Origin of the sequence: Neisseria sp. HMSC056A03, assembly GCF_001815685.1 — a bacterium.
GTDB classification, from domain to species: Bacteria; Pseudomonadota; Gammaproteobacteria; order Burkholderiales; family Neisseriaceae; genus Neisseria; species Neisseria subflava.
The window spans coordinates 1-5,337 of record NZ_KV821634.1; the positions used below are offsets into that span (position 1 = coordinate 1).

At 49.5% G+C, this 5,337-nt stretch carries 2 protein-coding genes and 1 pseudogene; all 3 read right to left on the bottom strand.

Annotated elements, in window-relative coordinates:
- Positions 1–116: 116 nt before the first annotated feature.
- The gene (locus HMPREF3052_RS06515; protein ID WP_070749235.1) at positions 117–2,597 is read right to left on the bottom strand and encodes a glycogen/starch/alpha-glucan phosphorylase; all 2,481 of its coding nucleotides are present in this window, start codon (positions 2,595–2,597) and stop codon (positions 117–119) included.
- Between the two features lie 313 nt (positions 2,598–2,910).
- Positions 2,911–4,894 (bottom strand): annotated as a pseudogene (glgX, locus tag HMPREF3052_RS06520) (glycogen debranching protein GlgX).
- A 100-nt stretch (positions 4,895–4,994) separates the two neighbouring features.
- The coding region (locus HMPREF3052_RS06525) for an IS3 family transposase (RefSeq protein WP_083318798.1) at positions 4,995–5,337 on the bottom strand (343 nt) is incomplete at its 5' end.

The window sequence follows — 5,337 nt, forward strand, 5'->3', positions numbered from 1 at the left end:
GGGGGGATTTTGCAAAGGTCTCGGCCTTTTAAGTTTGTTATCCAATTCAAAAACAGCGAATATAAAAAAGCCGATACATCTTCCCAATGTATCGGCTTTCGCTATCTGCTCAACGCTTAATTTTTGCTGGGCAATTCTTTTTCGCTCAATGGTTTGATATACCAAACATCGCGGCAGTAGTCGGCGATGGAGCGGTCGGATGAGAAGAAGCCCATGTTGGCGATGTTGATCAAGGCTGATTTGCGCCATGCGGATACGTTGCGGTAGTGTTCGTCCGCTTTGTATTGCGTGTCAATGTAGCTGCGGAAATCCGCCATCAGCTGATAGAAGTCGCCGTATGGTTGCAACACGTCGTTGTAGCGGTTTGGCTCTTCCGGAGAGAAAGTGCCTTGGCTGATTTGATTGACGACGCGGCGCAGGCCGCTGTCTCGCTCGATATAGCCCAACGGGTCGTAAACGTTGTGGCGGATTTCTTCGACTTGTTCTACGGTGTTACCGAAGATATAGCAGTTGTCCGCACCGACTTTTTCCAAAATCTCAACGTTCGCGCCGTCCAGCGTACCCATACAGATTGCGCCGTTGAGGGCAAATTTCATGTTACTGGTACCGGATGCTTCCGTACCTGCCAGTGAGATTTGTTCGTGCAAATCGGCGGCAGGAATGATGATTTGTGCAAGGCTGACGCTGTAGTTCGGGATGTAAACGACTTTAATCAGGTCGCGGATACGGGGGTCGTTGTTGATGACTTTGGCAACGTCGTTAATCAGTCGGATGATTTTCTTCGCCATGTAATAGGCGGAAGCGGCTTTACCGGCAAAGATGAACACGCGCGGCTGCCAATCGAAATCCGGGTTCTCCAGGATTTTGTTGTAACGGTCAACGATGTGCATCACGTTCAATGCTTGACGTTTGTACTCGTGGATACGTTTGATTTGGATGTCGAAAAGTGCATCGGTGTTAACTTTGATGCCCAGCTCGGTTTCGATGTATTTGGCAAGGCGCTCTTTGGCGGCTTTTTTCACTTCGCCGAATTCTGCCTGTACGGAGGCATCGTCCACTTTATCGTTGAGCTTGGTCAGGTTGTCCAGATGCAGACGCCAGTCTTCGTCGCCCAGATGTTTGTCCAAGAATTTGGTCAAGCCTGGGTTGGCGATGTTAATCCAGCGGCGCGGGGTTACGCCGTTGGTTACATTGGTAAAGCGTTCTGGGAACACTTTGGCGAAGTCGGCAAAGATGGATGTGGTCATCAAATCGGAGTGGATTTTGGCCACGCCGTTGACTTTGTGCGAACCGATTACGGCAAGCCATGCCATGCGGACACGACGACCATGGGTTTCGTCAATGATAGATACACGGCGGACAAAGTCGTCGTCGAAGTTACCGATGGCGCGTAAGGCATTGAGGAAGTAGGCGTTGATTTCAAAGATGATGTCCAAATGACGCGGCAGCAGGCGGCCCATCAAATCGACCGGCCAAGTTTCCAAGGCTTCGCTCATCAGGGTATGGTTGGTGTAAGAGAAAATCTTGCAGCACATATTCCATGCTTCGGTCCATGCGATGCCTTCTTCGTCAATCAGGATGCGCATCAGCTCGGGAATCGCCAGCACGGGGTGGGTATCGTTCAGATGGATGGCGACTTTGTCGGCAAGGTTTTTGATGCTGGGGAAACGGCATTTGTGGCGCGCCACGATGTCTTGTACGGATGCGGAAACCAAGAAATATTCTTGTTTCAGGCGCAATTCGCGGCCGCTGTCGGTGGAGTCGTTCGGATAGAGGACGCGCGAAATGTTTTCATCGCTGTTTTGAGCGTGGACGGCGGATGCGTAATCGCCGCGGTTGAAGTCTGCCAAGTCGAAGCGGTTGCCGGCATGAGCCGTCCACAAGCGCAACGGGTTGGCGACGTCGCCGCCGTAGCCGGGAATGATTTCATCGTATGCCATCGCGGAAATTTCTTCGCTCGGATGCCATTCTTTTTTATCACCCATATTGATGACCTGTCCGCCGAAGCTGACGGCGTATTGTTTGCTCGGGCGGCCGATTTGCCATGCCAAATCTTGGTCGAGCCACAAATCGGGTTTTTCGACCTGCTGACCGTCCACGATTTCTTGTTTGAACATGCCGTATTGATAGCGGATGCCATAGCCCATGGCAGGAATGCGCAAGGTGGCGAGCGAGTCGAGGAAGCAGGCAGCCAGGCGGCCCAAACCGCCGTTGCCCAAACCGGGGTCTTGTTCTTGTTCGCAGATGTTGGCGAACTCTTTACCCAACTGTTTGAACGCCTCGGCAAATTCGGCATACACGCCTTCGTTGATCAAGGCATTGACGAAGGCGCGTCCCAACAAGAATTCCATGGAGAGGTAGTAAACCATGCGTTTGCTGTTGTCGATGTGGGCGCGGCGTGTTTTGAGGAAATCTTCCGCAATCAGGTCACGCGCGGCAAGCATGGCAGCGTTGAGCCATTGGTGTGAAGTTGCCTCCTTCGGATCTACGCCCAAGATGAAAATCAGCTTGTAAACGATGGATTTACGGATGGTTTCGGCGTCCGGTTTAGGCATTACGTAATCGTAACCGGAGATGGGGAGTTTTTTCTTAGCCATGGAAGCCTTTCTCTAGCGTGAGGCACTGGACAACGCGCCTGATGGTTTTATTAAAAACAACAAAACTCGGTTTTCAGACGGCCTGACAACGGCAACAGGCCGTCTGAAAGGAATGACGCGTAGGTTTGTTACACAATAAGGGAATTATAGCGGAAAGGTTTTAAAAAAGGATATTTTTTCTTTATAAAACATTTGATTAACGATTAAACCATTAATCATATCATCGGCATTTTCCATTTATACCACGAAGCCAAAAATGAACAAATACCAACAAAATATCAAAGGATTAATCAAACAATAGTTTAATTCTCATTTAATTTGTTTTATGTAAAATCCAAATCCCCATATGTTCAACAACACATTTCCCTGATTCTTCGTAATTTAATTTCTCTGATGGTACGAAGAAATTTCCCAATTACCTTGAGGCAGGTTAAATAACTGACGACTACGTTTGGCATTTACCAACAGTAGCCACTCGTCATCCAAAACAATCTGAATCGCCTTACTGCCCCTATTGTGCCAACAATATTCGGTCATCGGTCTGCTATCGGCATTGAGCCATTGCACACGCTCTTTTTCCCACCAGCAATCATCTGTCAGCAGCTTGATTTGACTGCGGACGCGTATCAGCTCTTGAGTGTAATTTTGCAACACATGGGACTCATTTTGCCAATCCAACCATGTAATCAGATTATCTTGGCAGTAGCTGTTGTTGTTGCCTTGCTGACTGTTGCCGAACTCATCGCCTGCCAAAAGCATGGGCGTACCGTTGGATAAAAATAAGGAGGCAAGCAACGCTTTGGAAGTGTATTCGCGGTTGAGCAAAACCTCTTCATCATCGGTTTCACCTTCTACGCCGTGGTTGTAGCTGATGTTTTCATTATGCCCGTCGCGGTTGTTTTCACCGTTGGCTTCGTTGTGTTTTTCGTTGTAGCTGACCAAATCGCGCAGAGTGAAGCCGTCGTGTGCAGTAATGAAGTTGATGCTGGCAGACGGTCGGCGGCCGCTGTGGTTGAAAATATCGGACGACCCGGCCAAGCGTTCGGCAAATGCGCCCAAATTACCGCTTTCCCAAGACCAAAACGCGCGCATATCATCACGGAAACGGCCGTTCCATTCAGCAAAAGGTTGCGGGAAATTGCCCAAGTGATAGCCGCCTTCGCCGATGTCCCATGCTTCGACAATCAGCTTCAAACCGGCCAAAATCGGATCTTGATACAAGACTTGGAAAAAACGGCCATACGATTGGAAATCGGGCTCGCGTCCCAATACGGTTCCCAAGTCGAAACTGAAGCCGTCAACATGAAACTCTTCGGCCCAAAAGCGCAGGCTGTCTGCCGCCCAACGGGTAACATCGCGACGGACAATATTGAGCGTATTGCCGCAACCTGACCAGTTCTCATAGCTGCCGTAAGAGGTGTGCCAATACCATAAAGCATTGTCTATACCGCGCTGACACAGCATCGGGCCTTTGTCGTCCTGCTCTGCCGTGTGGTTGTACACGACATCCAAAATCACTTCCAAACCCGCTTGATGCAGGGCTTTGACCGCTTGTTTAAACTCCGCCGCCGCACGCTCGGGATTGTCGGCATAAGACGGCTCAACGGCAAAATGGGAGTAAGTGTTGTAGCCCCAATAATTGCTCAAGCCCATCTGCTGAAGATGGTATTCGTCCAGATGATAATGAATCGGCAACAGCTCGACCGTCGTTACCCCCAACTCTTGCAAATAGGCCAAAACCCGTTTATCACTCAAGGCTTTATAAGTGCCTGCGTACTTCAAATCGGGAAACTGCTTGGTAAACCCTTTGACATGGGCTTCATAAATAATAGTTTTACCCCACGGTATTTCCGGACGGCAATCTTTGGCCCAATTAAATCGGCTGCGTCCGATCACGACGCTTTTCGGCGCAACGGCGGCATTGTCGCGTTCATCTTCCGGCCTGAACCATGCCATTTCTTCGGCGGTACGGTAGCTTGGTTTGCCGTCAATTTTTTTGGAATACGGGTCAATCAGCAATTTGTTGGGATTAAAACATGAGCCGTATTCTGCGTTTTCACGTCCATACACGCGAAAACCGTATCGCTGCCCTGCCTTAACGTCCGGCACAAATCCGTAAAATACCGAACCGCGCCGCGAAGGCATCTCCAAACGGGTTTCTTTATCCTTATCAAACAGACACAATTCGACCTTTTCGGCATTGATGGAAAACAAGGTGAAATTCGCGCCCTTGCTTGTCAGGGTCGCGCCCATGGGATAAGGCTTGCCTTCCCGATATGCCATGATTTGGCAGTCATAGAATGATTCCTTGCTATGTATTTGGTTTCGTGTCCAATATAAGGCCGTCTGAAAAACATTGAACTGGCCCCCAAATCTTGGACACTCATAAAAGCCTATTCAGGCGCTCTGTGCAAGCTGGGTTCTGTATGCGACAGGACTCAGCTTTTTCAATTTCAAACTGCAACGCTCACGGTTGTAGTAATCCATATAGTCATCTATCTGTTTCATCAATTCGTCCGCCGTCAATTCCCCTGCGTTATAGAAACACTCTGTCTTCAACACCGCAAAGAAGCTCTCCATCGGCGCATTGTCCCAACAATTCGCCTTCCGCGACATGCTTTGAACCATGGAATGCTCCGCAAGCAATTCCCTATATCCCGTTGTACGGTACAGCACACCTTGGTCGGAATGAAGCATCGTTCCTTCGCCGGTCAGCCGGGGTGCGGCTTTTTCGAGCATT

What these genes read in the sequence shown, in the direction of transcription:
- HMPREF3052_RS06515 (WP_070749235.1), bottom strand. Translation starts at nt 2,597, where the DNA reads ATGGCTAAGAAAAAACTCCCCATCTCCGGTTACGATTACGTAATGCCT.